The sequence below is a fragment of the Knoellia subterranea KCTC 19937 genome, assembly GCF_000768685.1.
Classification (GTDB): Bacteria; Actinomycetota; Actinomycetes; order Actinomycetales; family Dermatophilaceae; genus Knoellia; species Knoellia subterranea.
Genome location: NZ_AVPK01000007.1, coordinates 174,720 through 199,057, shown reverse-complemented (window position 1 = coordinate 199,057; position 24,338 = coordinate 174,720). Strand labels below are relative to the sequence as shown.

23 protein-coding genes and 1 pseudogene are annotated in these 24,338 nt (G+C 69.1%); 7 read left to right on the top strand and 17 right to left on the bottom strand.

The window, feature by feature from the left end:
• Nucleotides 1-115 precede the first annotated feature (115 nt).
• Complete coding sequence (locus N803_RS17625) at nt 116-2,125, bottom strand: DUF1524 domain-containing protein (RefSeq protein WP_052112263.1); 2,010 nt, start codon at nt 2,123-2,125, stop codon at nt 116-118.
• Nucleotides 2,126-2,296: 171 nt separating this feature from the next.
• Between N803_RS17625 and N803_RS12950 the strand changes: the two genes are divergently transcribed.
• Complete coding sequence (locus N803_RS12950) at nt 2,297-3,079, top strand: SDR family oxidoreductase (RefSeq protein WP_035905956.1); 783 nt, start codon at nt 2,297-2,299, stop codon at nt 3,077-3,079.
• Nucleotides 3,076-3,564, top strand: coding sequence for a hypothetical protein (locus tag N803_RS12945; RefSeq protein WP_035905955.1), 489 nt, complete (start codon nt 3,076-3,078; stop codon nt 3,562-3,564). Before N803_RS12950 ends, N803_RS12945 begins: the two co-directional genes overlap by 4 nt.
• Here N803_RS12945 and N803_RS12940 read toward each other — a convergent pair.
• The 4 genes and pseudogenes from N803_RS12940 to N803_RS12925 all read right to left on the bottom strand — a co-directional run bounded on the left by N803_RS12940 (nt 3,524) and on the right by N803_RS12925 (nt 7,798).
• Nucleotides 3,524-4,000: a DedA family protein gene (locus N803_RS12940; RefSeq protein WP_245617244.1), complete on the bottom strand. Its 477-nt coding sequence runs from the start codon at nt 3,998-4,000 to the stop codon at nt 3,524-3,526. The two genes, N803_RS12945 and N803_RS12940, sit on opposite strands and share 41 nt — an antisense overlap.
• A 317-nt stretch (nt 4,001-4,317) precedes the next feature.
• Nucleotides 4,318-5,373 (bottom strand): annotated as a pseudogene (gene ilvC / locus N803_RS12935) (ketol-acid reductoisomerase); the annotation flags it as partial.
• A gap of 27 nt (nt 5,374-5,400) precedes the next feature.
• Entirely contained in the window at nt 5,401-5,913 is a 513-nt protein-coding gene (gene ilvN, locus N803_RS12930) for an acetolactate synthase small subunit (protein ID WP_035905953.1), read from the bottom strand.
• A gap of 1 nt (nt 5,914) precedes the next feature.
• Complete coding sequence (locus N803_RS12925; protein WP_035905952.1) at nt 5,915-7,798, bottom strand: acetolactate synthase large subunit; 1,884 nt, start codon at nt 7,796-7,798, stop codon at nt 5,915-5,917.
• Between the two features lie 369 nt (nt 7,799-8,167).
• Here N803_RS12925 and N803_RS12920 point away from each other — a divergent pair, with 369 nt between their 5' ends.
• Entirely contained in the window at nt 8,168-9,121 is a 954-nt protein-coding gene (locus N803_RS12920; protein ID WP_084764488.1) for a family 43 glycosylhydrolase, read from the top strand.
• Nucleotides 9,122-9,214: 93 nt separating this feature from the next.
• Here the strand turns inward: N803_RS12920 and ilvD are convergent, their stop codons facing one another.
• The 4 genes from ilvD to N803_RS12900 are packed head-to-tail and all read right to left on the bottom strand — an operon-like array spanning nt 9,215 to nt 12,927.
• Nucleotides 9,215-10,915, bottom strand: a complete 1,701-nt coding sequence (gene ilvD / locus N803_RS12915) for a dihydroxy-acid dehydratase (RefSeq protein WP_035905950.1) — start codon at nt 10,913-10,915, stop codon at nt 9,215-9,217.
• 56 nt (nt 10,916-10,971) lie between these two features.
• The gene (locus N803_RS12910; protein WP_035905949.1) at nt 10,972-11,520 is read right to left on the bottom strand and encodes a SixA phosphatase family protein; all 549 of its coding nucleotides are present in this window, start codon (nt 11,518-11,520) and stop codon (nt 10,972-10,974) included.
• 31 nt (nt 11,521-11,551) lie between these two features.
• Nucleotides 11,552-12,481 carry a 2-hydroxyacid dehydrogenase gene (locus N803_RS12905; RefSeq protein ID WP_035905948.1) on the bottom strand — a complete coding sequence of 310 codons (930 nt, stop codon included), beginning with the start codon at nt 12,479-12,481 and terminating at the stop codon, nt 11,552-11,554.
• A 20-nt stretch (nt 12,482-12,501) separates the two neighbouring features.
• Entirely contained in the window at nt 12,502-12,927 is a 426-nt protein-coding gene (locus N803_RS12900) for a nitroreductase/quinone reductase family protein (protein ID WP_052112262.1), read from the bottom strand.
• Between the two features lie 60 nt (nt 12,928-12,987).
• On the opposite strand from N803_RS12900, the gene N803_RS12895 reads away from it, so the two are divergent.
• Together N803_RS12895 and N803_RS12890 are read left to right on the top strand one after the other, a co-directional pair.
• On the top strand, nt 12,988-14,160 hold the full coding sequence (locus N803_RS12895; protein ID WP_084764484.1) for a PQQ-dependent sugar dehydrogenase: 1,173 nt from the start codon (nt 12,988-12,990) through the stop codon (nt 14,158-14,160).
• Between the two features lie 113 nt (nt 14,161-14,273).
• On the top strand, nt 14,274-14,888 hold the full coding sequence (locus tag N803_RS12890) for a DUF937 domain-containing protein (RefSeq protein WP_035905947.1): 615 nt from the start codon (nt 14,274-14,276) through the stop codon (nt 14,886-14,888).
• 73 nt (nt 14,889-14,961) lie between these two features.
• On the opposite strand, the gene N803_RS12885 is transcribed toward N803_RS12890, so the two are convergent.
• The 6 genes from N803_RS12885 to N803_RS12865 form a co-directional block, all read right to left on the bottom strand.
• Complete coding sequence (locus N803_RS12885; RefSeq protein ID WP_035906030.1) at nt 14,962-16,425, bottom strand: glyceraldehyde-3-phosphate dehydrogenase; 1,464 nt, start codon at nt 16,423-16,425, stop codon at nt 14,962-14,964.
• Between the two features lie 271 nt (nt 16,426-16,696).
• Entirely contained in the window at nt 16,697-18,229 is a 1,533-nt protein-coding gene (gatB, locus tag N803_RS12880) for an Asp-tRNA(Asn)/Glu-tRNA(Gln) amidotransferase subunit GatB (RefSeq protein WP_035905946.1), read from the bottom strand.
• A 4-nt stretch (nt 18,230-18,233) separates the two neighbouring features.
• On the bottom strand, nt 18,234-19,757 hold the full coding sequence (gatA, locus tag N803_RS12875) for an Asp-tRNA(Asn)/Glu-tRNA(Gln) amidotransferase subunit GatA (protein ID WP_035905945.1): 1,524 nt from the start codon (nt 19,755-19,757) through the stop codon (nt 18,234-18,236).
• A gap of 87 nt (nt 19,758-19,844) precedes the next feature.
• Entirely contained in the window at nt 19,845-20,141 is a 297-nt protein-coding gene (gene gatC, locus N803_RS12870; protein ID WP_035905943.1) for an Asp-tRNA(Asn)/Glu-tRNA(Gln) amidotransferase subunit GatC, read from the bottom strand.
• Nucleotides 20,142-20,204: 63 nt separating this feature from the next.
• Nucleotides 20,205-20,333 (bottom strand): hypothetical protein, encoded by a 129-nt coding sequence (locus N803_RS19045; RefSeq protein WP_281175010.1) that lies wholly within the window; start codon nt 20,331-20,333, stop codon nt 20,205-20,207.
• A 19-nt stretch (nt 20,334-20,352) separates the two neighbouring features.
• A complete protein-coding gene (locus N803_RS12865) occupies nt 20,353-20,679 on the bottom strand; it encodes a hypothetical protein (protein ID WP_035905941.1) in 327 nt (108 codons plus the stop codon).
• Nucleotides 20,680-20,746: 67 nt separating this feature from the next.
• Between N803_RS12865 and N803_RS12860 the strand changes: the two genes are divergently transcribed.
• Together N803_RS12860 and N803_RS12855 are read left to right on the top strand one after the other, a co-directional pair.
• Nucleotides 20,747-21,043, top strand: a complete 297-nt coding sequence (locus tag N803_RS12860) for a hypothetical protein (protein WP_035905937.1) — start codon at nt 20,747-20,749, stop codon at nt 21,041-21,043.
• A gap of 2 nt (nt 21,044-21,045) precedes the next feature.
• Complete coding sequence (locus tag N803_RS12855) at nt 21,046-21,435, top strand: YbaB/EbfC family nucleoid-associated protein (RefSeq protein ID WP_156969782.1); 390 nt, start codon at nt 21,046-21,048, stop codon at nt 21,433-21,435.
• Here the strand turns inward: N803_RS12855 and N803_RS12850 are convergent.
• Both N803_RS12850 and ligA read right to left on the bottom strand, forming a co-directional pair.
• Nucleotides 21,432-22,145, bottom strand: coding sequence for a transporter substrate-binding domain-containing protein (locus tag N803_RS12850; protein WP_245617243.1), 714 nt, complete (start codon nt 22,143-22,145; stop codon nt 21,432-21,434). The genes N803_RS12855 and N803_RS12850 overlap by 4 nt on opposite strands.
• Nucleotides 22,142-24,316 carry an NAD-dependent DNA ligase LigA gene (ligA, locus tag N803_RS12845; RefSeq protein ID WP_211253517.1) on the bottom strand — a complete coding sequence of 725 codons (2,175 nt, stop codon included), beginning with the start codon at nt 24,314-24,316 and terminating at the stop codon, nt 22,142-22,144. Before ligA ends, N803_RS12850 begins: the two co-directional genes overlap by 4 nt.
• Nucleotides 24,317-24,338: the final 22 nt, after the last annotated feature.

Sequence of the window (24,338 nt, the reverse complement as noted above, 5' to 3'; positions counted from 1 at the left end):
GGGGTGGGTGGCACGACGCTGTGCGCACGCCCGATTCTAGGGCCGCGTTCAGCATGTGGATGGTGCCGACCGGTATGTGACACACCACAGATGGGGCCTCGTGGCCCGTGCGCTCCTACGCGCAGGTCCCCAGCATGGATGCAAGAGCCGAGTACTCGGCCGAAGTCACGGTGAGGGCGTACTTGCGCTTGACCGCAGCCCAATCCGTCGCGTACCGGCACCAGGCCGAAACCAGCGGCGGCTTCCACGTCTCCGGGCCGCTGTCGGCCTTGGACTGGTTGACGTCTCCTCCGACGACCGCGAGCTCGGGTGCGAGGTGATCGTTCGCGAAGGCTTCCTTCTTCGCCGCGCTCCAGGCCCACCCTCCTGAGCGGTGCGCATTGGCGAGGGCAACGACGTGATCGATCTGCACGTCCGCTGCCTGGGTCCACGTCTGCCCCGAGTACGGATCCCGCCACACCCCGGAAATCACCGTGCACCCACTCGTGCTGAGCTGTGCCGGCTCCTGGGAGTGCGCGATGAGGACCTCGTGTCGAGTGTTCTGGCAGTCGGCATCCGCGTCGATCCAGTGGTTCCAACTGTCGCGCTCATAACTCACCGTGGTGTTCTGCGGTGCGATGACCAGACCCGACAGCGCGGGGTGGGTGGGCAGGACATCGCCGGTGAACCAGCCTGCGACGTCACCGAGGACGTGCGTGGCCCGCGACAAGTAGACGCTCGCCGCGCCACCGTTCCCCAGTTTGGTGAGGACGGCGTTGGCGATCGTCTGACCGGCGCGCTCCGTGTTGAGGTTGGACGACGAGCCCGGGACGCCCTCCCCGGTGGGGTACACCTGGAGGAAGCCCACCCCGGTCGCCTGAGTCGCGGTGAGGTTGAGCGCAATCGCCGTCGCCCCCGACGTGGGAACTCCGCCCTTGCCACCCGGAACCAATGACACTGTCGAGCCCGAGGCGGGCTTCATGCCCGAACGCGTGTCCTTGATGCGCGTCGGACTGATGGGGACGAAGAGCCCACGCCCGCTGGCTTCCTCGGATGCCCCTGTGTAGTAGCCCGCCACGTCCGCGAGGAGGTGTGTGGCGACGCTCGTGTAGATCGACGCCGCACCATTGGCTGCGAGCGGAACGGTGGCCAGGCCCGCTGCGGTCTGGCCAACCCTCATGAGATTGAGGTTCGAATAGGCTCCGGCGCTCGCGCGTCCGTCAGCAGGCATCACCTGCAGCCAGCCGCCACCAGCCGTTTGCGTGGCAGTGACATTGAGGACGACGGCCGACGCCCCAGCGGGAACGCCTCCACGTCCCGACACCTGGAACGTCGTTGTGGATCGGGCGGCCGGCTTGGCCGCCGGTGGCCGCTGCGCGGTGGCCGGCACACCCGCGAGGGTCTCGCACGGCACGAGGTCGTTGTCCCCGTCCAGCCTTGCCACGTCGCCGTAGTGCGGGTAATACGTCCAGAACCACGCGTTGGCCGCGGACCAGGAGGAGAAGTCCCCACAGTTCTTCGTGTCCCCGGGGTTGCCCGGTGCGGCCAGACCCGAACCCGTGCGAGTGTCGAGCAGCCGCTCCGGCGAGAGCGCAGCAAATCGCCCGTCAGCAACCGCCCCCGACGGCTCGTAATAGCCGAAGACATCGGCGAGGAGATGCCCACCGCCGGAGGTGTACAGCGTGACTGTGCCGCCGTCGCCGATCGGCACCGTCACCATGTTGGCGATGGTCTGCGCCGCGGACTCGACGTTCAGGTTGGACGAGGAACCGATGGTCGCCTGGCCCGTCGGGAACACCTGCACCCACCCGCCCCGCACCGCTTGGGTCATCGTCACGTTGAGAACCACGGCCGTCGCACCGGTCGCCGGAACTCCCGCACGGCCTGCGAGTGTCAGGCGGACCGAACCATTGGCCCCGACGACACCCTTGCGTGCCCCCAGGCCGGACCGAGTGTCGAGAACCCGATTTGGCGTGACCGCGACGAACCGTGAGGGCATGCCCTCGCCCGTCGTCGCAGGAGCAGCCGATGCCGTCTTCCCGCCGACGGTCGCCGCAGGAGCAGCCGATGCCGGACTCCCCACTCCTGCCGCTCCGAAGATCACCAGGGCGACCAGCCCGAGAATCGTCCGGACACTCCACCGCATGACGCCACCTCACAACCCCGACCGACCCTCGACCTCCGCGAAGTTTCTCTACCCGGAAGTCGCAGGGGCGAGGAATCGCCAAACCGGGGACAGCCATGCGGTGGAGCCGCGAGACTGATTGATTGGTCACGAACGAGCCCATCTCCTGGCGTCGTCGCCGACGATGGGGGCATGCGCATCGTCGTGACGGGTGGATCGGGCGACCTGGGTGGTCGGGTCGTACGGGAACTGGTGGCCAGGGGGCACGAGGCCGTCCCTGCGAGTCGCCGCTCCGGCGTGGACCTCTCGACGGGCGCCGGGCTCGACGCCGCCCTCGACGGCACCGACGCCGTCGTGCACGCCGCGACGTCGCAGACCAAGCCGCAGGACGTCGACGTCGCCGGCGCCCGTCGGATCGGCGAATCCCTGCGCCGTCTCGGCTCCCCAGCCCATGTCGTCTCGATCTCGATCGTGGGCAGCGACCGCATCCCCTACCCCTACTACCGCGCCAAGGTCGACTCCGAGAAGGCTCTAGAGGACGCCGGGGTGCCAGCAACGGTGCTGCGAGCGACCCAATTCCATTCCCTCGCAGCGTTTTTCGGCACGGCCGGTCGAATCGGCCCGATCTCCATGACGCTCGGTGACATGCGGATCCAACCGGTCGACATCGACTGGGTCGCCTCCCGTCTCGTCGACCTCGCGGTGGGACAGGCACCGGACGGCTACCGGCGCGCGACGGACATCGCCGGCCCCACGGCATACGGAATGAGCGAACTCTCCACCCTCCTCGCCGAGCACGACGGTCGGCGACCACCGCGGTTGGTGCGTTTGCCCGCGGTCGGCAAGGTCATGCGGGGGTTCGCCGAGGGGCACATCCTGCCGGGCCCGGAGGTCGAGACTGGGGGCATGACCTTCGAGGACTGGCTGGCCACGCAACCCGTGCCGATGCCGCGGCGCTTCCACTCACCGACATGAGTGACGACCACGTCCTCGGTCCCGAGCTTCTGCCCACACCGTTCTCCGCAGCCGAGATTCGCACCGGTTGCCCGGTGGGTCGAACCGTCGTCGTGAGGGTCGACGAAGCTGACGGAGTGCGGCACCGGCTGAGCCGGTTCGCGGCGGTCACCGCAGAGGGCGCGACGTATGAGCGCGCCGACTGCGACGCCGACGGCACGGTGCTCGGAGACGTGACGTCGATGCCGCTGACCTGGCTCGACCTCCAGCGGCACGCGGCGTTCCCCGCGGCGGTCACGGCGCGGGACGAGGCGACACTCGAGTACCCGCTGGGCGTGGCCGACTGCTGGCGCTACGTCGTCCGCGACGAGGCCGAGGTGACGACCTTCTGGTTCGCCAAGAACCGCGCCGGTATGCCGGTCAAGGTCACCTCCCAGCGGGGAGACGCGGTTCTGAGCACGACCGTCATGGTGTCGGACCGGGTCGTCGCACTGCCGCCCGACTGAGGACACGTGTGCTGACGGCGACGATGGCCACGGCCGCGGCGATGACGAGCAGCCACCACCACGCTCCCCCGGTGATCGCCTGCCAGAGAGCCGCGCCCACCGACGTGTAGAGCGTCGCCCAGAGCAACGAGCCGACAGCTGTCGCAGGCACATAGTGCGGCAACGGCATCCGCAGGGCACCCGCCGCGGCGTTGATGAGGGTCTGCACCCCCACGGTGAGGAAGCTCAGCGCGACGACAGGCGCGCCCCACCGGTCGACGAGGCCCTCGGTGCGGACCACTGCCGGACGGTCGAGATGGGACGCCATCCGCGTGTGGGCGCCCCCTGCGCGCAGGCCCCGTCCGGCCCAGTAGGTGCCATTGGAGCGGAGCATCGCGATGACCCAGAACGCACCGAACACGGCCCACACGGGCCACTCGTCGACGAATTCGGTCACGGGGACATTCTAGGTAAGGGCAACCTCACCCCTGTCGGCGGGTCCAGCCTCGATCACCCTCGACAGCACCTCGGTCGAGTACCTCCAGATCGGCCTCGGGGCCCTCGCCGGCATGGCTCTCGTGGGCGCCGTGGCAGCAGGGGTCTCGGCTCGCCATCACCGGCACGCGACACACCCGGCGTGACGTCGGGTGGTGAGCGGACGGCATACGGGATCGTCCGTCCGTTCACGAACGACCGGAGGAGACGTGAAGGGTCCGGAGGGCACATAACCCTCCGGACCCTTCACGTTCCCTCATGGGGAGCAAAAGTGGTGACTCAGCGCGCGGCCGAACCCTCGACGTAATCGGTGTCGGTCTCGCTCGACTTCACCCACGACATGAGCTTGCGCAGCTCCTTGCCCGTGGCCTCGATCGGGTGCTGAGCACCCTTCTCGCGCAGGGCCTTGAACTCCGGAGCACCGGCGTCCTGGTCGTCGATGAAGCGCTTGGCGAACGCGCCGTTCTTGATGTCGGCGAGGACGGCCTGCATGTTCTCCTTGACCGACGGGTCGATGACGCGCGGGCCGGAGACGTAGTCGCCGTACTCGGCCGTGTCGGAGACCGACCAGCGCTGCTTGGCGATGCCGCCCTCGATCATGAGGTCGACGATGAGCTTGAGCTCGTGGAGGCACTCGAAGTACGCAACCTCGGGCTGGTAGCCCGCCTCGACGAGCGTCTCGAAGCCGTACATGACCAGCTGGCTCGCGCCACCGCAGAGGACGGCCTGCTCACCGAACAGGTCGGTCTCGCACTCCTCGGTGAACGTCGTCCGGATGCCGCCGGCGCGCAGGCCACCGATGGCCTTGGCGTAGGACTTCGCGAGGTCCCATGCGGCACCGGACGCGTCCTGCTCGACGGCGACGAGCACCGGCACACCGCGACCGTCGACGTACTCACGACGCACGAGGTGGCCGGGGCCCTTGGGGGCGACCATGATGACGTCGGAGCCGGCCTCGGGAGCGATGTAGCCGAAGCGGATGTTGAAGCCGTGGCCGAAGAGGAGCGCGGCGCCCTCCTTGAGGTTGGGCTGGATCTCGTCGGCGTAGACCTTCCGCTGCACCTGGTCGGGCGTGAGGATGACGACGAGGTCGGCCTCGGCGGTCGCGTCGGCGACGGACTTCACCGACAGGCCCTCGGCCTCCGCCTTGTCCTTGCTCTTCGAGCCCTCGGCGAGGCCGACGCGCACGTCGACACCGCTGTCGCGCAGGCTGAGCGCGTGGGCGTGGCCCTGGCTGCCGTAGCCGATGACGGCGACCTTGCGGCCCTGGATGATCGACAGGTCGGCGTCGTCGTCGTAGAACATTTCAGCCATGGTTTCGCACTTCTCCTTGTGTGTATGCCGGGTAGTTGGGTCTGCGGTTCACGCGCCGCGCAGTGCGCGGTCGGTGATGGATCGGGGGCCTCGGCCGATGGCGACGATGCCGGACTGGACGAGCTCGCGCACGCCGTAGGGCTCGAGGACACCGAGGAAGGCGGTGAGCTTCTCGGCGTGGCCGGTCGCCTCGATCGTGACCGACTCGGTGGCGACGTCGACGACCTTGGCGCGGAAGAGCTGGACGAGTTCGAGGACCTGACTGCGTGTCGCCGCATCGGCCCGGACCTTGATGAGCATGACCTGGCGCTGCACGGCCGAGGCGGCGTCGAGCTCGACGACCTTGAGCACCTCGACGAGCTTGTTGAGCTGCTTGGTCACCTGCTCGAGCGGGAGGTCCTCGACGTCGACGACAACGGTGATGCGCGAGATCTCCTCGTGCTCGGTCTCCCCCACTGCGAGGCTGTGGATGTTGAAGCCGCGACGGGAGAACAGTCCTGCGATCCGGGCGAGGACACCGGGCTTGTTCTCGACGAGCACGGACAGGGTGTGCTGCGACATCTCAGTTCTCCTCGATGGGCTCGGCGTCGCTGTGGTCGGCATCCTCGGACTGCGGGATCGCCTCGGACTCCTCGCGGTCCCACTGCGGCGCGGTGTCCTTGGCGACCTGGATGAGGTCGTTGCTCACGCCGGCGGCCACCATCGGCCACACCATGGCGTCACGATGGACGACGAAGTCGACGACGACGGGCCGGTCGGTGATCTCCATGGCCTGGCGGATCGTCTCGTCGACGTCCTCGGGCCGCTCGCACCGCAGGCCGACGCAGCCGTAGGCATCGGCGAGCTTGACGAAGTCGGGGATGCGCTGGCCGTCCGCGGACGTGTGCAGGTCGGTGTTGGAGTAGCGCTTGTCATAGAACAGCGACTGCCACTGGCGCACCATGCCCAGGCTGCTGTTGTTGATCACGGCGACCTTGATCGGGATGTTGTTGATGACGCAGGTGGCCAGTTCCTGGTTCGTCATCTGGAAGCACCCGTCGCCGTCGATCGCCCACACGGTCCGGTCGGGCTCACCGACCTGGGCACCCATGGCGGCCGGGACGGCATACCCCATCGTTCCGAGACCACCGGAGTTGAGCCAGGCACGCGGGCGTTCGTACTCGACGAACTGGGCGGCCCACATCTGGTGCTGGCCGACACCGGCGACGTAGACGGCCTCCGGGCCGGCGATCGCGCTGAGTCGCTCGAGGACGTACTGCGGCGCGAGGGTGTCACCCTCGCCCTCGGTCCAGCCGAGCGGGAAGTCGCGCTTCCACCCGGCGGTGCGTGCGCGCCACGCGGAGTAGTCGCCGGCGCGGCCTGCATCGATGTCGGCGTCGACCGACGCGATGAGGTCGATGAGGACGTCTTTGCACGAGCCCACGATCGGGACGTCGGCGTGGCGGTTCTTGGAGATCTCGGCCGGGTCGATGTCGGCGTGGATGACCTTGGCTCCCGTCGCGAACGAGGAGAGCTGGCCCGTGACCCGGTCGTCGAAGCGGGCACCGAGCGTGATGAGGAGGTCCGACTTCTGCAGGGCCGTCACGGCTGCGACGGAGCCGTGCATCCCGGGCATGCCGAGGTGCAGTTCGTGGCTGTCGGGGAGGGCACCGCGCGCCATGAGCGTGGTGACGACGGGGATGCGGGTGAGCTCGACGAACTGACGCAGCTCCTCGCTCGCGTCGGCGCGGATGACACCGCCGCCGACATAGAGCACGGGCCGCTCGGCCGCGGCGATGAGCTTCGAGGCCTCGCGGATCTGCTTGGCGTGCGGGCGCGTCACGGGGTGGTAGCCGGGCAGGTCGATGCGCGGCGGCCAGGCGAACGAGGTCCGGGACTGGAGCGCGTCCTTGGAGATGTCGACGAGCACCGGACCGGGTCGACCGGTGGCGGCGATGTGGAAGGCCTCGGCGAGGACCCGCGGGATGTCCGCCGGGTTGGTCACGAGGTAGTTGTGCTTCGTGATCGGCATCGTGATGCCACGGATATCGGCCTCCTGGAAGGCGTCCGTGCCGATCGAGGCGCTGGCCACCTGGCCGGTGATCGCCACGATCGGGACCGAGTCCATGTGGGCGTCCGCGAGCGCCGTGACGAGGTTCGTGGCGCCGGGGCCGGAGGTCGCCATGCAGACGCCGACCTTGCCGGTGGCTGCGGCGTAGCCCTCGGCGGCGTGACCGGCACCCTGCTCGTGACGCACGAGGATGTGGCGCACCTTGACCGAGTCGAGCAGCGGGTCGTAGGCCGGGAGGATCGCCCCGCCGGGGATGCCGAAGACGGTGTCGACCTCGAGGGCCTCGAGGGCGAGGACGAGGCTCTGGGCCCCGGTCACGTCGAGGGGCGCCTTGGCCCGGGCCTGCTCGGCGAGCCGCGCCGGGGTGGGCGCAGGGGCTGCGTGGGTCTCGCTCACGTCGTCACCATCTTTGAGTCGGAGTTGCTCTTGTCACGTGCTGTGCGTGGCACAAAAAAACCCTCCCGTCCCACTGCGGGGGACGACGGAGGGAGGCGCCTGGCCGGACCTGTCAGAAGGGGCCGGGCGCCGGGGGAAGTACGAGAATTCGTGCCACAGGATGACTCTCTCGCTGCAGCCGCGCCGTGTCAACGTGTGAGACGACACATCCCATCATCCGGTCATTCGGCCCTCCGCGGGGAGTGCTACCCATGGGCAACGCGCACGACTGGCCCCTACTTTTCCCTTCGTCGGCTTCGGAGCCGACGGCGCCTCCCCCACAGGGGTGGCGACTCAAGGGCGGAAGCCCGAGACAGGAGGGACACGACCATGCGAATTCGACAATGGGTTGTCAGCGCAGCGGCAGCGGTGGGGCTGCTCGCGGTGTCGGCAGGATCCGCGAGCGCCGCGACGATCGCGAGTCCGTTGGGGGCGGCCGATCCGGGATTCAGCCGGATCGGCTCGTACTACTACCTTGCGGCCACGGGCAGCAGCCAGACGGGCACCATGCCGGTCTTCCGTCGCTCCACGCCGACCGGCACCTACACGAAGATCGGCAACATCAATGCGGCCCGATCGGGCTACTCGAAGTTCTGGGCCCCGCACCTGGTCAAACGCGGCAACTACTACTTCGCCTTCTTCAGCGCCAGCAAGAACGGGGCCGCGCCGTGCGTCTACTACGCCTCCTCGAGGACCGTGGTGAACGGCTACTCCGGCCCGCGGCTGCTCACCTGCGGCGGTGGCGGCGGTCGCGAGGCGATCGACGCGACGACCTACGTCACGACCGCGAACAACACCTATCTCACGTGGCGCAGTGGTGTGCACCGTCTGGGCTTCCCGCGCGGTGATTACGACATCATCGCCCGCATGCTGACGTTCAACGGCACCACCGGAACGGTCGGTTTCACCAGCGGCCAGTCCGCGGACAACCTCCTGCACCGGACGTCCGACTACGTCTACGAGGCGCCGAGCCTCGTGCGTCACGGCGGCAAGGTCTGGCTGTTCGTCTCGCGCAGCCGCTACGACACCAACGCCTACTACACGGCCGTCTACTCGGCCGACTCGATCCACGGCACGTTCACCTTCCGCAAGAACCTCATGAAGACCGGCCAGGGCTACGGCTACGGGCCCGGCGGAGCGGAGGTCGAGACGGCGGCGGACGGGTCGACCTGGATCGCGTACCACGTCTGGCAGAACAGCAAGCCGTACCCGAGCACGCCGGGCAAGCGCATCCTCAAGACGGCCAGGCTCGACTGGGTGAACGGTCTCCCCGTCGTCCGCTGAGCCCACTCACGGAACACGAGCACGCGGCATACCGAAAATTCTTCGGTATGCCGCGTGCTCTCGTGTGTGGGACCGCGCCGGGTTGCGCTGGGGTCAGTCGCAGACTGCGCCGTTGCTCGCCGAGCCGACGAGCTTGCGGTACTTGGCGAGGACGCCGCGGGTGTACTTGGGCTCGGGGTGGGTGACGCCCTCGTCGCGGCGACGCTGGAGTTCGGCCTCGTCGACGAGCAGGTCGAGCGTGCCGTTCGCGACGTCGAGGCGGATGCCGTCGCCGTCACGCACGAAGGCGATGGGGCCCTCGTCGACGGCTTCCGGTGCGACGTGGCCGACGCAGAGTCCGGTTGTGCCGCCGGAGAAGCGACCGTCGGTGAGCAGGAGGACGTCCTTGCCCAGACCGGCGCCCTTGATGGCTCCGGTGACGGCGAGCATCTCGCGCATGCCCGGGCCACCCTTGGGACCCTCGTAACGGATGACGACGACGTCCTGCGGCTTGAGGGTGCCCTGCTCGACGGCGTCCATCGCGGCGCGCTCGCCGTCGAAGACACGCGCGGTGCCCTCGAAGACCTCGGTGTCGAATCCGGCCGACTTCACGACAGCGCCCTCCGGGGCCAGCGATCCGGAGAGGATGGTGAGCCCACCGGTCTTGTGGATCGGCTGCGTGAACTCGCGAATGACACGGCCGTCGATGTGCGGTGGCTTGATCTCGTCGAGGTTCTCCGCAACGGTCTTCCCCGTCACGGTCAGGGCGTCACCGTCGAGAAGGTCGGCCTCGAGGAGCGTCTTCATGACGACCGGGATGCCACCGATGTGGTCGATGTCCTTCATGACGAACGCTCCGAACGGCTTGACGTCGGCGAGGTGCGGGACCTTCTTGCCGATGCGCTGGAAGTCGCCGATGGTGAGGTCGACCTCGGCCTCGTGTGCCATCGCGAGGAGGTGGAGGACGGCGTTGGTCGAGCCGCCGAACGCCATGACGACGGCGATGGCGTTCTCGAAGGCGGGCTTCGTCATGATCTGACGGGCCGTGATGCCGCGGCGGAGGAGCTCGACGACAGCCTCGCCCGACTTGCGGGCGTGGACGTCACGACGACGGTCGGTGGCGGGCGGGGCGGCCGACCCCGGGATGGACATGCCGATCGACTCTGCGACGGCGGCCATCGTGTTGGCCGTGTAGAAGCCACCACACGCACCCTCGCCCGGACAGATCGCGCGCTCGATGGCGTCGACGTCCTCGAGTGACATCTTCCCGGCGTTGCACGCACCGACCGCCTCGAAGGCGTCGATGATCGTCACTTCCTTCTCGGTCCCGTCGGAGAGCTTCGCGACCCCGGGAAGGATCGAACCGGCATACAGGAACACCGAGGCGAGGTCGAGGCGGGCGGCGGCCATGAGCATCCCGGGCAGCGACTTGTCACAGCCGGCGAGGAGGACCGAGCCGTCGAGGCGCTCGGCGCTCATGACGGTCTCGACGGAGTCGGCGATGATCTCGCGCGAGACGAGGGAGAAGTGCATGCCCTCGTGACCCATCGAGATGCCGTCGGACACCGAGATCGTGCCGAACTCGAGCGGGTAGCCACCGGCCGCGTGGACACCGTCCTTGACGGCCTTGGACAGTCGGTCGAGCGAGAGGTTGCAGGGGGTGATCTCGTTCCAGGAGCTGGCGACACCGATCTGCGGCTTGACCCAGTCCTCGTCGCCCATGCCTACGGCGCGGAGCATGCCGCGGGACGCGGTCTTCTCGAGGCCGTCGGTGACGTCGCGGGAACGGGGCTTGATGTCGATCGCGTCGCTCATGTGTCCAACTGTAGGACTCGCGTCCACGACGTGGGACGCCGATCTCGAAGTGCGGTCTAGCGGGTGGCGGCGTCGCGGTCCGCTGCCCGGGCGACGTGGAACCGATCGAGGCGAGCGACCCCCGGGGCGAGGTCGGCCCACGCCCCGGAGAACCGCAGGATCGCGATGCCCGTTGTGGGGAAGCCCTCGCTCATGAGGTCGTGCGCGCGGTCACTTCCCTCACCGTCCGCGAGGAGAGATGCCAGAACGGGTATGCCGGGTGCGTGCCCGACCATCATCACGACGTTCGCGTCGTGGTCGGCTTCACGAGCGATGTCGAGCAGCCGCTCGGCAGAGGCGTTGTAGATGCCGTGCTCGTGGCGGACGTCGGCCTCGGAGCACCCCGCCTCCCAGATGCCCTCGCACGTCTGCTGGGTCCGCGTCGAGGTCGAGCACAGCACCTCGTCGACGCCGATGCCCTGCTCGTTGAGCCACCGACCCGCTTCCGCCGCATCGCGATGTCCCCGGGGTGTCAGCTCGCGCTCGTGGTCGGCGTCGTAGCCACCCTGCTCCGCCTTGGCATGGCGCACGAGCACGAGCGTCCGGTCCTCGGCAGATGCGGTCATGGTCCGATTTTGCCCCGCTCGACTGGTGATGTCAGGTCTTGACAATCGGGCGCACGAGGTGGTGGGGCGAGTCCCCCGCTGCCAGTCCGGTGAGCTGCTCGCGCAGGAGCGCCGCCATCATCGGGACGAGCGCGTCGGTGTTGCCGCCGGCGTGCGGCGTGATGAGGACGTCCGGCGCGGTCCACAGCGGGTGACCGTCCGGAAGGGGTTCGGGATCGGTGACGTCGAGGGCGATCCGCAGGCGGCCGGCATGCTTCACGAGGGCATCGGTGTCGGCCACCTGGCCACGCGCGACGTTGACGAGCAGGGCACCGTCGGGCATCGCCGAGAGGAATGCGTCGTCGACGAGGCCGCTCGTCGAGGGGTTGAGCGGAACGATGACGACCACGACGTCCTGGTGTGGCAGGAGCTCGGCAAGCTCATCGATGCCGTGGACGGTGTCCACGAGGTCGTCTCCGGCCCTTGCCTTCGATGCCATCACCGTCAGGTCGACCTCAAAAGCGTTGAAACGACGGGCGATTGCCGTGCCGACCGAGCCGTAGCCGACGACGAGGACGCGCTTCCCGACGAGGGACGTGCGGCGCCCCAGCGCCTCCCACCGAGCCTCGTCGCCACGGCGCACGGCGTCGGGGATGCCGCGCAGGCTGGCGATCGTCAGGCCGATGGCGAGCTCCGCGGTCACGGCGTCGTAGACACCCGCTGCGTTCGCCACGGCCACGTGCTCGGGTACGACCTCGAGGACACCGTCGAAGCCGGCGGACTGCAGCTGGACCAGACGGAGGTTCGGGAGGTCCGCGACCGGCGCCAGCTTGTGGGCGGCACCGAGGTAGGGGGCGACGACGACCTCGATCCGATCGTCGGGGGCTGGACCGGTCCCCGGGTCCCACAGAACGGGTTCGATGCCCGCGACATCGCCCACGGCATCACGAAGCACGGCATCAGGGAAAGAGACGACCACCATGCGCCTGACGATAGGCGACCTCAGGCAGGGGTGAGCAGGGCGACGGGAATGACGCGCTCCGTCTTCTTCTCGTACCCCGCGAACGTCGTCCCCTCGGTGACGAACCGGTGCCACAACGCGTCGCGTTCCTCGCCCTCGAGGATGCGGACCGTGACCGGCAGGCGCCGCTCACCGATCTCGACCATCGCCGTGTCGGCCGCCCGGAGGTTGCGGAACCACTGCGGCTCCGCGTCAGCTCCACCAGCACTGCCGGTCACGGCGTAACCACCCGCGTGCTCGAGGTAGCAGACCGGCGACGTGAGGTCCTTGCCGCTGCGTCGTCCCCGCACAGTGAGGAGCAGGATCGGCAGGCCCGCGATCGTGCGCAGCTTCGGGGTGTCGAACCGGCGGTACAGCGCGGAGTGCACGTGCTTGGCGGCCACGGCCACCTTGTCCATGAGTCCCATGGGGTGAGTATCCGCCTCGGAAGCACTGGAGATCATGGTCGTTTCACGACAGGATCGGGTATGCCGTCCGCCCACCTGCCGCAGCCGTATCGCGTCCGCATCGGCCTCCTCGGGTTCGGAGCTGCCCTGGCCCTCGCCCTGTCGGGATGCAGTGGGTCGGGAGATGGGACGGAACCGTCCTCCACGCCGACGACCGCGTCGAGCACGCCGACAGGCACCCCGACCTCATCGACTCCGTCCGCGTCGTCCACTGGCCCTGCGCTCCCCGCGGGGGAACCGACCGATGTCGTCACCGGCCTCGACGTCCCATGGGCGATCGCCTTTCTCCCCGACGGTGATGCCCTCGTGACGCTGCGCGATCAGGCAGAGGTCGTGCGGGTGAGCCCCGACGGTCACAGGGCCACGGTCGGCACCGTCCCCGGCGTCGACGCGTCCGGGGAGGGCGGCTTGCTCGGCATCGCCGTCTCCCCGACCTTCGCGACGGACTCGATGGTGCATCTCTACTTCACCGCGGCCAACGACAACCGGGTGGTGCGGGCAACCCTCGGGGCAGGCGGGTTCGGTTCTGTCACACCGGTGCTCACCGGCATACCCAAGGCCGGGAACCACAACGGCGGGCGACTCAAGTGGGGACCCGACGGGTTCCTCTACGTCGCGACCGGTGACGCCGCGCAGCCCGAGCGGGCGCAGGACCGGTCCAACCTCGGCGGCAAGATCCTGCGCATCACCGCCGACGGGTCACCCGCGCCCGGCAACCCCTTTGCGGGGAGCCGCGTGTGGTCGATGGGGCACCGCAACGTGCAGGGGCTGGCCTGGGCCGCGGATGGAACCATGTACGCGAGCGAGTTCGGACAGAACACGTGGGACGAGCTCAACGTCATCGAGCCGGGCAAGAACTACGGCTGGCCCGAGGTGGAGGGCATCGAGCAGCGCGACGGGTTCGTCGCACCGATCGCTCAGTGGTCGACCGACGAGTCCTCCCCGAGTGGGATCGCGGTCGGAGGCGACGGAGCGGTCTATCTGGCAGCACTGCGCGGAGAGTCGCTGTGGAAGGTGCCGGTCAGCGGACCGCGGCGCGCTGGGGAGCCAATTCGCCTGCTGCACAGCCGATACGGCCGGATTCGCGACGTCGTGAGCGCACCCGACGGGACCCTGTGGATGCTGAGCAACAACACCTTCCGTGGCGACCCACGCCAAGGTGACGACCGCGTGGTTCGCGTGCCGATCGGCTGACATCGAGTCACGAGCACCGAGGTGAACGCCCCGCGTGCGCGAACGTGGTGGTTAAGTGGGGGTCAGAGGTGGGCGATCTAGCCCGCCGGACCCACGAGAGGTGGCAACACACGATGGCTGCAGTTGACGAGATCCTCCAGAGCCTGCCGATCGACCAGCTCGCCCAGCAGGTCGGCGCCGATCCCCAGGAGGTGCAGCAGGCCGCCCAGTCCGCCCTCCCCGCACTCCTCGGTGGTCTCCAGGCCAACGCGCAGGGTGGTGGCGCCGGCTCGATCCTCGAGGCTCTGGGCCAGCACGACAACGACCTCCTCAGCGGTGGGGTCGACCTCGGCCAGGTTGACCAGGCCGACGGCGAGAAGATCGCCTCGCACATCTTCGGCGACAACCAGGACCAGGTGTACTCCGCGCTCGGTGGCTCCGGTGCCGGCGGCGGTCTCGTCAAGAGGCTGATCCCGATCCTCGCCCCGATCGTCCTGTCCTACCTCGCCAACAAGGTCCTCAAGGGCGGCGGCCTCGGTGGCGGCACGGCGGCCCCGGCTCCCGGCGGCACCGACAACTCGGCCCAGGGTGGTCCGGGCTCGCTCGACTCGATGCTGCAGGACGTCCTCGGCGGCGCCCTCGGTGGCGGCACCGCGACCCAGCAGCAGGCACCCCAGCAGCCCCAGCAGTCGACGGGCGGCTCGATCCTCGACGTCCTCGGCGGCCTCCTCGGCGGCGGACGCCGCTGACCCGGCTCCCCACGCGACGAACCCCCGCTTCGGCTCAGGCCGAGGCGGGGGTTCGTCGTTTCTTGTGGCGGCGTCAGGCCTTGGGGAAGGTCGGCGGGTGGACCTTGGCCATTTCCTCGAGGACGCGCACGACCTGGCACGAGTAGCCGAACTCGTTGTCGTACCAGACGTAGAGGACGCAGCGGTCACCCGACGTGATGGTGGCGCGGCCGTCGACGATGCCCGCGTGGCGGTTGCCGACGAAGTCGGTCGAGACCACGTCGGGGCTGTCGATGAAGTCGAGCTGCTTGTGCAGGTCGCCGTAGAGCGAGGCCTGACGGAGGTAGGTGTTGAGCTCCTCGCGGTCGACGGCCTTCTCGAGGGTGAGGTTGAGGATCGCCATCGACACGTCCGGGGTGGGGACGCGGATCGAGTTGCCGGTGAGCTTGCCCTCGAGTTCGGGGAGAGCCTTGGCCACGGCCTTGGCGGCGCCGGTCTCGGTGAGCACCATGTTGAGAGCGGCGGAACGACCGCGACGCTCGCCCTTGTGGAAGTTGTCGATGAGGTTCTGGTCGTTCGTGAACGAGTGGACCGTCTCGACGTGGCCACCGACGATGCCGTACTCGTCGTTGATCGCCTTGAGAGCCGGGACGATGGCGTTCGTCGTGCACGAGGCCGCGGTGACGATGCGGTCGGCGTCGGTGATGTCGTCGTCGTTGATCCCGCTGACGATGTTGGGAAGGCCGCCCTTGCCCGGTGCGGTGAGCAGGACCCGCGAGACACCCTTGCTCTCGAGGTGCTGGGCGAGGCCCGCCTCGTCGCGCCAACGACCCGTGTTGTCGACGACGATCGCGTCGCTGATTCCGTATGCCGTGTAGTCGACCGTCGCGGGGTTGTCCGAGTGGATCACCTGGATGAGCGTGCCGTTGGCGAGGATCGCGTTGGCCTCCTCGTCGACCGTGATCGTCCCGGCGAACGAGCCGTGGACCGAGTCGCGACGCAGCAGGCTGGCGCGCTTGGCGAGGTCGTCGTCGGACCCCTTGCGGACGACGATGGCGCGCAGGCGCAGCCCGTGCCCACCGCCGGCGTGCTCGATGAGGATGCGAGCCAGCAGGCGCCCGATGCGACCGAAGCCGTAGAGCACGACATCCGTGACGGGGCGCGCCCCATCGCCGGCCAAGCCACCCTTGCCGACGACGTCGACCAGCTCGGCCCTGAGGAACTCCTCGAGCGACACACCCTCCCCCGCCTCGAGTCGACGGCGGTGCAGTCGGGCGATGTCGATCGACGCCGGACCCAGATCCAGCGCCGTCAGTGCCTCGATGACGGGCAGCGTGTCCGACACATCGAGCTCGATGTCGACGCGGCGGGCGAACCGGTGTGCCTTGAGAATGTCGGTCGTCGACTGACCCAAGAGCGGCCGGCCGTGGATCGACGTCACGACGCCGTTCTCCCGGTAGAGGCGGCCCACGAGGGGGATCATCGCCTCGGCCGAAGCCTGTCGTGCGGCCCAGTCGGCCAGGTGCTCGTCTGCTGCGGAATGCGTCTGCGTCGTCATCGTCACGAGCCGCCACCCTAGCCGCCTGCCGGACCCCCTCTAGACACACCCAAAGGGCAGTTGCCCACGCGATGTGGCCAACCTCACGACCGCAGCGGACCAGGCGGGCAAACGAGCGGCGCGTGGCGCACTCCCGAGGGTGCGTTGGGCCGCCGACTCAGGGAGCAAACCGCACCCGTGTGCGGAAGGATGTCGGCGGCCCACTGAGCGCCCGAGGGAGTGCGCAAGCGACGCGCCCTTCGCGCGCGGAGAGACCCGAGAGAGTCGAACCTCAGCTCGTGAGCTTGGACAGGATGATCTCGCGGGCCTTGCCCGCGTCCGCCTGACCCTTCATCTCCTTCATGACCTGCCCGATGAGCGCACCCGCGGCCTGGACCTTGCCGTCGCGGACCTTCTGCGCGACGTCGGCGTTGGCCTCGATGACCTTGTCGACGGCCGCCTCGAGGGCGCCGTCGTCCTGGACGAGCTCGAGTCCGCGGGCGTCAGCCACGGCAGTCGGAGTGCCCTCGCCGTCGAGGACGCCTTCCCACGCCTGGCGGGCCATGGAGTCGTTGAGGCGACCGGAGGTCACGAGGCCCTCGAGCTCGACGACGTGGGCGGGGGTGATCGAGCGCTCCGCGGCGTAGTCCGCGACGCTCACCCCACCTTCGGCGTTGGCGCGCCGGGCGATCTCACCGGACCACCACTTGCGGGCACCTGCAGGCGTGGCACCGGCCTCGACGGTCTCGCCGATGAGGTCGACGAGCCCGGCGTTGAGGACGTCACGCATCTCGAGGTCGCTGAAGCCCCATTCGCCCTGGAGGCGCTTGCGGCGCTGGGCCGGCGGCTCGGGGAGGGTGGCTCGCAGCGCCTCGACCGTCTCGCGCGACGGCGCGACCGGCACGAGGTCGGGCTCCGGGAAGTAGCGGTAGTCGTCGGCGTCGGACTTCGGGCGACCCGAGGTCGTGATGCCGGTGTCCTCGTGCCAGTGCCGCGTCTCCTGGAGGATCGTGCCGCCGGCCTGGAGGATCGCGCCGTGACGGCACATCTCGTAGCGGACCGCACGCTCGACGGAGCGCAGCGAGTTGACGTTCTTGGTCTCGGTGCGCGTGCCGAAGGTGTCGGAGCCCTTGGGCATGAGCGAGAGGTTGACGTCGCAGCGCATCGAGCCCTGCTCCATCTTCACGTCGGACACGTCGAGCGCCTTGAGCAGGTCGCGCAGCGTCGCGACGTAGGCCTTGGCGATCTCAGGCGCCCGCTCCCCCGCACCGGTGAGCGGCTTGGTGACGATCTCGATGAGCGGGATGCCGGCGCGGTTGTAGTCGACGAGCGAGTGCGTCGCGCCGTGAATGCGACCGGTCGAGCCACCGACGTGCAGCGACTTGCCGGTGTCCTCCTCCATGTGGGCGCGCTCGATGTCGACGCGGTACGTCGTGCCGTCCTCGAGCTCAACATCCAAGAAGCCGTTGAACGCGATCGGCTCGTCGTATTGCGACGTCTGGAAGTTCTTCGGCATGTCCGGGTAGAAGTAGTTCTTCCGGGCGAACCGGCACCACTCCGCGATCTCGCAGTTCAGCGCGAGACCGATCCGGATCGCAGACTCCACCGCGGTCTCGTTGACGACCGGGAGCGCGCCGGGCAGGCCGAGGCACACCGGGCAGACCTGCGTGTTGGGCTCGGCGCCGAACTCGGTCGCACAGCCGCAGAACATCTTGGTGTTCGTGCCGAGCTCAACGTGCACCTCGAGACCCATGACGGGGTCGAACGACGCGAGGACGTCGTCCCAGGCGATGGTCGCTTCGGTGTCAATCTGAGTCGATGCCATGGTGTCAGGCCCCCTTCGTGGTCGTGGAGAGTTCTGGCGCACGGCCGAGGAGCGGTCCGCCCCACGACGCGAGGAGACGCTGCTCGAGAGCCGAGCCCACGGCATACAGGCGTTCGTCAGCGGCTGCGGGTGCGAGGATCTGGAAGCCGGCCGGCAGTCCGTCCTCGTCGGCGAGTCCGCTCGGCAGCGACATGCCGGGCACGCCCGCGAGGTTGGCGGGGATGGTCGCGATGTCGTTGAGGTACATCGCCATCGGGTCGTCGATCTTGTCGCCGAACCTGAACGCCGTCGTCGGCGCCGTCGGCGAGACGAGGACGTCGGCGGTATCGAACGCCCGCGAGAAGTCGTCGGCGATGAGGCGGCGGACCTTCTGGGCCGAGCCGTAGTAGGCGTCGTAGTAGCCCGACGACAGGGCATAGGTCCCGAGGATGATGCGGCGCTTGACCTCGTCACCGAAGCCGGCGTCGCGGGTGGCCGCCATGACCTGCTCGGCGCTCGGGTCGTCGATGCCCTCGGGCAGCACCCGCATGCCGTAGCGCATGGCGTCGAACTTCGCGAGGTTCGAGGACGCCTCCGACGGGAGGATCAGGTAGTAGGCCGCGAGCGCCGCCTCGAAGCTCGGGCACGAGACCTCGACGACCTCGGCACCGGCGTCGACGAGGTGCTGGACCGACTCGTCGAAGCGTGCCTGCACCCCGGCCTGGAAGCCGTCGCCGGTGAGCTCGCGGACGATGCCGATCTTCATGCCCTTGACGTCGGCGCGGCGCGCGGCCTCGACGACGGCCGGGACCGGCGCGTTGATCGAGGTCGAGTCCATCGGGTCGTGACCGCCCATGACCTCGTGCAGCAGGGCCGCGTCGAGGACGGTGCGCGTGCACGGTCCGGCCTGGTCGAGCGAGGACGCGAGCGCGACGAGGCCGTAGCGCGAGACGCCGCCATAGGTCGGCTTGGTGCCGACGGTGCCGGTCACGGCGGCGGGCTGGCGGATCGAGCCACCGGTGTCGGTGCCGATCGCGAGCGGCGCCTGGAACGACGCGACGACCGCGCTCGAACCACCACCGGACCCCCCTGGGATGCGGTCGAGGTCCCACGGGTTGCGGGTCGGGCCGTAGGCCGAGTGCTCCGTCGACGAGCCCATCGCGAACTCGTCCATGTTGGTCTTGCCGAGGATCGGCATGCCGGCCTGCTTGATGCGCGTCACGACGGTCGCGTCGTACGGCGGGATCCACCCCTCGAGGATCTTGCTGCCGCATGTCGTCGGCAGACCCTTGGTCGCCATGACGTCCTTGACGGCGATCGGCACGCCGGCGAGACGGTGCAGCTCCTCGCCCGCGGCGCGACGCGCGTCGATGTCACGGGCCGTCGCCAGGGCACCCTCACGGTCGACGTGGAGATAGGCGTGGACGTCGCCGTCGACGGCGTCCGTGCGGTTCAGCAGCGACTGCGTCACCTCGACCGAGCTCGTCTCGCCCTGGGCGAGGAGGTCGGAGAGTTCGGCGGCGCTCGCGCGGGTCAGGTCTGTGGTCACGTCGGTCCTAGCGGTTGCGGTCTGTGTCGTGGACGAAAGAAGCGGTGAGGTATGCCGGGTGCTCGCCACCCGGCATACGCACGGCCTTCAGTCCTCGTCGAGGATGCGGGGAACGGAGAAACGCTGCTGGTCGGCCTCGGGGGCGCCCGCAAGTGCGGCCTCGGCTCCGAGGCTCGGGCGCACGACGTCGGGGCGGGTGACGTTGACGAGCGGCATCGGGTGGCTCATCGGCTCGACGCCCTCGATCGGCGACTGCTGGACAACAGCGACGGACTCAAGGATGACGCCCAACTCGCCGACCATCTTGTCGAGCTCGGCGTCGGAGAGGTCGATGCGGGCGAGACCGGCGAGGTGCGCCACGTCGTCGCGGGTGAGTTCAGCCATGGGGAGCAGTCTAGGCGTCCCCACGCCGGCCCCAGCACGAGCGCCCTGCCGATCGGCGCGCGGTCAGTGCCGCTCGAGGATCTCGAAGAATGACCGGGTGTCCTCGTCACGTGCGAGTTCCGGTCGGGCGCGCACCCACTCACGGAGGTTGGCCAGGACCTGCAGCCAGTTGCCCCGTTGAGCTTCAGTCACCGCGCCAGTATCCCCGAGGTCAGTGATTCGCGATGTACGCGATGTCCCGGATCGGCGCGTACGACAGGGCCGCGATGACCGCGAGCCCGATGCCATGGCGCACCGTCAGGCCCAGCGCTGTCCTGTGCTCCGGGGTCGGCGCGCGGAACGCGGCGAACCGCCGCGATTGGGCCATGAACGTGTAGCGGCCGTTGGGCTTGGGCTCGAACGGAAGCCAGGTGTCCCCGGCCCGAACTGCCCTCACCACGTGGAAGGCGTAGGGCACAGCGAACGAGGCCCAGAGCGTCCCGAAGACCGCGAGGGAGACGTACCAGATGCCCAGCCCAACCTCTGGAGCCGGTTCCATGCCGAGACCTCTCGTGATCGCCCACCCGCGGCCTGCCGAGCCGCCGACCTGATGTCAGGATGATGCCATGAGCTCCGACGACGTCGCGCAACCGATCCTCGCGCGCAGCCAGGTCCGGCCGACCGCGGTCGAGGAGCGTCCGCAACGGATCGCGCGGCGGCGGGACGGGCTGGCCGCGACCGGTCGTGGCACGGCGGCGGCAGGTCAGGTCGTCGCCGAGGTCGACGGGCAGGGAGTGCTGACCGGTCTTGCCGTGGGCGACATCGTTGCCCAGCGCGGTGGACAGGCAGTCGGCCCCGCCGTCCTGGCCGCCATCGCGGCCGCGCACGATGACCTGCGCCCAACGACCGAAGGGTCGTGGTGACCATGAGCACAGACCTCTCCCGACTCGTCGCACAGGCCCACGCGGCATCCCAATGGCGCACCGAGGTCGATCGGCTCTCGGGATCGGGTGAGTTCGAGGGTGTGACCGTCGAGGTCACGGGCAGCGGCGCCGTGTCCTCGCTCGACGTGAGCGACGCGGCCTGCGCCGATGGGGGTAGAACCCTGAGCCAGCGCATCGTCGCGGCCGTGCGTGCCGCCCAGGACGACCTCGCTGCCCAGATCCGGCGCTCGGCGATCGTGACGTTCGGTGAGGACTCCGAGCAGGTCCGGATGGCCACGGCCGGAGGTGAGCAGCGCCTCGGACGAACCGCCTCGGTCATCGACACCGACTTCGTCCAGACGGGCGACGGGCCGATCGGGGCGAACCGCTAATCCTGCGCTGCCGGCGGAGCGGCCATTGACGGATCCTGGCCGTGGCGGGCGAGCGCATCGGCCACCCATCCGGTGTCGATGAGCTCGACGACCACCGTGCGGACCCACTCGACCGTCGCGTCCGAAAGCCTTCGCGACACGGCGACGGCCTGCGGGATCTGCATGAAAGCCCCGTCGAGGACCCGCAGCCCCGGGTGCGCCTCGACGTAGGCCTCGATGGGCTGGCGGATGCCCGCGGCCACCTCGGTGCCCTGTTCGTCGAAGACGTGGACACCGCCACTCCCCCGCACGACTTCTGCCGCGGTCAGGGCACGCGAGAGGTGCAGGTCGTAGGCCGACCCCAGCTTCACGCCGACCCGCACTCCCGACTGGTCCACATCGCAAGCCGAGCGGAGGGGGGAATCGGAGCGGACGGCATACGCGCCCTCGATGAGGACGTACGGGGCAGTGAAGGCGAGCGCTTCGGCGCGAACGGGATCGACCGCGAGGAAGCACACGTCCGCGACTCCGTCTCGGACCGCGTCCACGGACTTGCGCGCGGCGTCCCAGAGGACGAGCTCAACGGGCACGCCGAGGCGCCCAGCGAGCTCGTGCGCGATGTCGATGCTGATCCCCGCGGGTTCGTCGAAGGAGCCGTTGGTGAGGACGGCGTTGCCGAGATTGATCGAGGCGCGCAGCACCCCGGTGGGTGCGAGGTCGTCAGCGGTCACGGCTCGACACTTTCCTCGGATACGGCCTCGGCAGAACCGTTTTCGAGCAGTGCCACGAAGCCGGCCTCATCGAGGATCGTCAGCCCGAGCTCGCGGGCCTTGGTCTCCTTGGAGCCCGCGCCCGGACCGACGACGACGTAGTCAGTCTTCTTCGAGACCGAGCCCGACGCCTTGCCGCCACGGGACAGGATCGCCTCCTTGGCCTCGTCGCGGCTGAAGCCCTCCATCGACCCAGTGACGACAACGGTGAGTCCGGCCAGCGTCTGTTCGATTGACTCGTCGCGCTCGTCCTCCATGCGCACGCCGTCGGCGGCCCACTGGTCGACGATGGCGCAGTGCCACTCGTTGCCGTCGCGGTCGAACCATTCGCGCACCGACTCGGCGATGACGCCACCGACGCCCTCCACGCCGGAGAGTTCCTCGACCGAGGCCTCGCGGATGGCAGAGATCGAACCGAAGTGCTGCGCGAGTGCGCGAGCCGCGGTGGGTCCGACGTGTCGGATCGAGAGCCCGACGAGCACGCGCCACAGCGGCTGCTCCTTGGCGGCTGCGAGGTTGGCGACGAGCTTGGCACCGTTGGCCGAGAGGACCCGACCGTCGACGACAGCATCCTCCGGGTCGGTCTTCTTCGCGGCGCGGGTGTAGAGCGGGACGCGAGCAATGTCCTTGTCCTGCAACCCGAACAGCGTCGACTCGTCGGTGAGCACACCCGAGTCCAGCAGGGCCACAGCGCCTTCATAACCCAGCGCCTCGATGTCGAAGGCACCCCGGCCGGCAAGGCTCGACAGCCGCTCGCGCAACTGCGCCGGGCAGGCGCGCGTGTTGGGGCAGCGGATGTCCTTGTCGCCCTCCTTCTCCGGGGCGAGGGTCGTGCCGCATGCGGGGCACTCGGTGGGCATGACGAACTCGCGCTCGGTCCCGTCGCGCAGGTCGACGACGGGGCCGAGGATCTCGGGGATGACGTCACCCGCCTTGCGCAGGACAACGGTGTCGCCGATGAGGACGCCCTTGCGCACGACCTCAGTCGCGTTGTGCAGGGTCGCGCGCTCCACGGTCGACCCGGCGACGACCACGGGCTCCATGACGCCGAACGGCGTGACGCGGCCGGTCCGGCCGACACCCACCTGGATGTCGAGGAGTTTCGTGTTGACCTCTTCGGGCGGGTACTTGTAGGCGATCGCCCACCGCGGCGCCCGCGACGTCGAACCGAGCTGGCGCTGCACCCCGATTTCGTCGACCTTGACGACGACGCCGTCGATCTCGTGCTCGACGTCGTGGCGGTGCTCGCCGGTGTGCGCGATGAAGGCGTTGACCTCCTCGATCGTGTCGACGACGCGGTAGTGCGTCGACACCGGCATACCCCACGCCTTCAAGGCGTCATAGGCCTCGCTCTGCCGCGTGAGCTCGAAGCCCTCGCGCTTGCCGAGACCGTGGACGAGCATGCGCAGATCGCGGGTCGCCGTGACGCGGGGGTCCTTCTGCCGCAACGATCCGGCGGCCGTGTTGCGCGGGTTGGCGTAGGGCGGCTTGCCCGCCTCGACGAGCTGGGCGTTGAGCTCGCCGAACGCCTCGATCGGGAAGTAGACCTCCCCGCGCACCTCGACGAGATCCGGCACCGGATGGTCCGTGGTCCCCTTGAGCTCCGTCGGTATGCCGTGCACGGTCCTGACATTGAGCGTCACGTCCTCGCCCGTGCGGCCGTCGCCACGGGTGAGGGCGCGCGTGAGCCGGCCCTTCTCGTAGAGGAGGTTGACGGCGAGGCCGTCGATCTTGAGCTCGCACAGGTAGTGGAAGCCGGTGCCGGCGTCACGGGCGACGCGCGCGTTCCACTCGAGCATCTCGTCGGTGGAGAACGCGTTGTCGAGGCTGAGCATGCGCTCGAGGTGGTCGACAGCCTGGAAGTCGGTGGAGAAGATCGCCCCGCCGACGGTCTGCGTCGGACTCTCGGGCGTGCGCAGCGAGGGGAACTCCTCCTCAAGTGCGTTGAGCCGCTTCATGAGTCGGTCGTACTCACCGTCGCTGACCGTCGGCGCGTCCTTGACGTGGTAGGCGAACTGGTGCGCCGCCGCCTGCTCAGCGAGGTCGGTCCACTCGTGACGGGCGTCCTCGGGCACCTCCTCGGCGGGTGCCTCGTCGCGGTCGATCTCCTCGGGCAGGTCGCTCTCGCTCACGCGCCCATCCTGCCGCACGCCA

Bases quoted from the DNA above. Each gene is read 5' to 3' on its own strand.
- N803_RS17625 (WP_052112263.1), bottom strand. From the start codon at position 2,125: ATGCGGTGGAGTGTCCGGACGATTCTCGGGCTGGTCGCCCTGGTGATC.
- N803_RS12950 (WP_035905956.1), top strand. From the start codon at position 2,297: ATGCGCATCGTCGTGACGGGTGGATCGGGCGACCTGGGTGGTCGGGTC.
- N803_RS12945 (WP_035905955.1), top strand. From the start codon at position 3,076: ATGAGTGACGACCACGTCCTCGGTCCCGAGCTTCTGCCCACACCGTTC.
- ilvN (WP_035905953.1), bottom strand. From the start codon at position 5,913: ATGTCGCAGCACACCCTGTCCGTGCTCGTCGAGAACAAGCCCGGTGTC.
- N803_RS12920 (WP_084764488.1), top strand. From the start codon at position 8,168: ATGCGAATTCGACAATGGGTTGTCAGCGCAGCGGCAGCGGTGGGGCTG.
- ilvD (WP_035905950.1), bottom strand. From the start codon at position 10,915: ATGAGCGACGCGATCGACATCAAGCCCCGTTCCCGCGACGTCACCGAC.
- N803_RS12910 (WP_035905949.1), bottom strand. From the start codon at position 11,520: ATGACCGCATCTGCCGAGGACCGGACGCTCGTGCTCGTGCGCCATGCC.
- N803_RS12905 (WP_035905948.1), bottom strand. From the start codon at position 12,481: ATGGTGGTCGTCTCTTTCCCTGATGCCGTGCTTCGTGATGCCGTGGGC.
- N803_RS12900 (WP_052112262.1), bottom strand. From the start codon at position 12,927: ATGGGACTCATGGACAAGGTGGCCGTGGCCGCCAAGCACGTGCACTCC.
- N803_RS12895 (WP_084764484.1), top strand. From the start codon at position 12,988: ATGCCGTCCGCCCACCTGCCGCAGCCGTATCGCGTCCGCATCGGCCTC.
- N803_RS12890 (WP_035905947.1), top strand. From the start codon at position 14,274: ATGGCTGCAGTTGACGAGATCCTCCAGAGCCTGCCGATCGACCAGCTC.
- N803_RS12885 (WP_035906030.1), bottom strand. From the start codon at position 16,425: ATGACGACGCAGACGCATTCCGCAGCAGACGAGCACCTGGCCGACTGG.
- gatB (WP_035905946.1), bottom strand. From the start codon at position 18,229: ATGGCATCGACTCAGATTGACACCGAAGCGACCATCGCCTGGGACGAC.
- gatC (WP_035905943.1), bottom strand. From the start codon at position 20,141: ATGGCTGAACTCACCCGCGACGACGTGGCGCACCTCGCCGGTCTCGCC.
- N803_RS12865 (WP_035905941.1), bottom strand. From the start codon at position 20,679: ATGGAACCGGCTCCAGAGGTTGGGCTGGGCATCTGGTACGTCTCCCTC.
- N803_RS12860 (WP_035905937.1), top strand. From the start codon at position 20,747: ATGAGCTCCGACGACGTCGCGCAACCGATCCTCGCGCGCAGCCAGGTC.
- N803_RS12855 (WP_156969782.1), top strand. From the start codon at position 21,046: ATGAGCACAGACCTCTCCCGACTCGTCGCACAGGCCCACGCGGCATCC.